Origin of the sequence: Mesorhizobium sp. M1E.F.Ca.ET.041.01.1.1, assembly GCF_003997355.1 — a bacterium.
Taxonomy (GTDB): Bacteria; Pseudomonadota; Alphaproteobacteria; order Rhizobiales; family Rhizobiaceae; genus Mesorhizobium.
Genome location: NZ_RZSL01000756.1, coordinates 1 through 2461 on the forward strand (window position 1 = coordinate 1; position 2461 = coordinate 2461).

The following is a 2461-nucleotide window of genomic DNA, read 5'->3' on the forward strand; positions in this document are numbered from 1 at the left end:
AGATATCGCTGCTGCCCTCGCCGACGGCGACCGCGGCTCCGGACGAGGAGCCGCCCGGAATCAGGCTGGCATCGGCGGCGTTGCCCGGCGTGCCGTAATGCAGATTGTCGCCGATCGCGGTGAAGGCGAATTCGGTCATGTTGGTCTTGCCGAGGATCACGGCGCCGGCCTGGCGCAGCCTGCGCGCGATCGCCGCGTCCCGCGCGGCAGGCTGGGCACTGGCGAACATCAGCGAACCCGCCCGGGTCGGCTCGCCGGCGACGTCGAACAAGTCCTTGATCGAGACGATCGTGCCGTCGAGCGGGCCGAGGCTTACGCCGGCCTTATGGCGGGCGTCGGCCCCGGTGGCTGCTGCCCGCGCGGCCTCGACATAGAGCTTTGTGTACACCTTCTCGTCCGCGGCGCGATTGGCAAGACGTGACAGGATGATTTCGAGGCGGTCGCGAACGGATTGCATGTCGATGTCGGACTCCGCAAGGATGCAACGTCTTTAAAGCAATTCCAGGAAAAGTGTGTAGCGGTTTTCCGTCCGGAATTGCGTGAAAACAAAGACTTGATGCGGTCGGCTAGGCCAGCGCAAGGGATAACCCGGCAAGCGTGCCTGTGCACCTGCCAGCGATAGGAAAAGACTGATGCTGTACAAAGGCAGTTGCCACTGCGGCAAGGTGGCGTTCGAGGTCGAAGGCGAGCTTGGCGGCGCCGTGCGCTGCAACTGCTCGATCTGCGGCCGCAAGGGCGCGTTGCTTTGGGCCGTGCCGCACGAAAGCATGCGCCTGGTCGCCTGGGGAGACGATCTCGGCAAATACACCTTTGGCAGGGGTGCGATCGCGCATCGTTTCTGCCGGACCTGCGGCATCCATCCCTTCGCCGAGGATGTCGGCCAGGGCAGCGAGCGCAGCGCCTACATCAACATCAACTGCCTCGAGGGCGTCAACCTACCCGCAGTGCAGGTCTTCGAGTTCGACGGCCGCGCCGCCTGATGCATGTCGCCCAAAAGTGCGCAGCGGTTTTGGGACAACGACATGCATCAAACAAGATTTAAAGCGCGTCGCCTGAATTCGTTTCAGCGTGACGCGCTTTAGCAGCGCCAGAACGCCAAGCCCGAGCAAGCAAAGGCGACCATTGCCCCACGCCGGCATGGTCGACCAACGGGGCCTTGATTGAGATCAAGGGCGATTCTCGGACCGGCACTATCTTGCCTGCGAGCTTATTCGAGAGGGCGCGATGAACAGGCGAACGATGCTCGTGGGCGCAGGCGCGGCGCTTGTCGCGGCGGGCGCCGGTGTCGCCGCTTGGCGATCGGCGGTCGGGTCGATGGTCCAGTATCAGGCCTTCGCCGCCGGATTGCGCGACCGGCTGACGCCCGATCTTGAAGCCGTGATCCGTTACGCAACCCTGGCGGCCAACAGTCACAATACGCAGCCCTGGCAATTCCGGCTTGAAGGGCAGGCAATCGAGATCCGGCCTGACTTCCGGCGACGAACTCCCGTCGTCGATCCTGACGACCATCATCTCTATGTCAGCCTGGGATGCGCCGCGGCCAACCTCGCGCTCGCAGCGGCGGCGACTGGCCGTTCCGGCGAGGCCTCGCTCACGGCGGATGGTAACGGAGTCCGTTACGACTATGTCATGGGCGCGCCGAAGGCGGACCCTCTTGTCGATGCCATTTCGAAACGCCAATCGACGCGTGCCGAATACGACGGTCGCGCCATCCCTCCGGCGGATCTCGTTGAACTTGAGCGGACAGCGGCGATGCCGGGCGTGAGCCTGGCGCTCGTTACGGACCAGGAGCGGATGAAGCAGGTGCGGGATCTTGCCCTTGCCGGCAACGAGGATCAGATGAACGACCCCGCGTTCATGCATGAGTTGAAACAGTGGATACGATTCAACCCGCGCAGCGCGATGGCAAGCGGCGATGGGCTCTTCTCCGCCTCGAGCGGCAACCCGGCGTTGCCGACCGGCTTGGGTTGGGTCGCGTTCGACCAGCTATTCAACGTCGCGCAAGAAAATCAGAACTACGCCCGTCAAATCGACTCATCCGCCGGGGTCGCGATCTTTTTTGGCGAGCGACCGGACCATGATCACTGGATCAGGGTCGGCCAGGCATGCCAGCGCTTCGCTTTGGCAGCGACCAAGTTGGGGCTCAAGACCGCCTTTATCAATCAGCCCGTCGAGGTCGCGCGTCTGCGCGCCGACCTGGCGGCGATCATCGGCGAGACCCGCAGACCTGATCTTGTAATGCGGTTCGGCTATGGACCGACCTTGCCGTTTTCGCCAAGAAGGCCGGTGGCTTCGGTGATCGCATGATGGTGTCGAGCCTGAGTGCCGCCGGCGGCAGCTTCTCCGTTGGCCAAATCATCGACTTTTCGCAGCGGCCATCATGACGGCATCGGCCCGAAGCTCTGGAGGCTCCGGGCCGACACGAGAGAGATCATAGCGACCAGACTACTCAGCCTGTCTC

3 protein-coding genes are annotated in these 2461 nt (G+C 63.5%); 2 read left to right on the forward strand and 1 reads right to left on the reverse strand.

Annotated features, from left to right (window positions below):
• Nucleotides 1-457: amidase family protein (locus EOA38_RS33635; RefSeq protein ID WP_245480987.1), on the reverse strand; the 457-nt coding region annotated here is incomplete at its 3' end.
• 175 nt (nt 458-632) lie between these two features.
• Here EOA38_RS33635 and EOA38_RS33640 point away from each other — a divergent pair.
• Nucleotides 633-980, forward strand: coding sequence for a GFA family protein (locus tag EOA38_RS33640; RefSeq protein WP_127221803.1), 348 nt, complete (start codon nt 633-635; stop codon nt 978-980).
• 259 nt (nt 981-1239) lie between these two features.
• Nucleotides 1240-2307: a nitroreductase family protein gene (locus EOA38_RS33645; RefSeq protein ID WP_348627547.1), complete on the forward strand. Its 1068-nt coding sequence runs from the start codon at nt 1240-1242 to the stop codon at nt 2305-2307.
• Nucleotides 2308-2461 lie beyond the last annotated feature (154 nt).

Bases quoted from the DNA above. Each gene is read 5' to 3' on its own strand.
- EOA38_RS33640 (WP_127221803.1), top strand. From the start codon at position 633: ATGCTGTACAAAGGCAGTTGCCACTGCGGCAAGGTGGCGTTCGAGGTC.
- EOA38_RS33645 (WP_348627547.1), top strand. From the start codon at position 1,240: ATGCTCGTGGGCGCAGGCGCGGCGCTTGTCGCGGCGGGCGCCGGTGTC.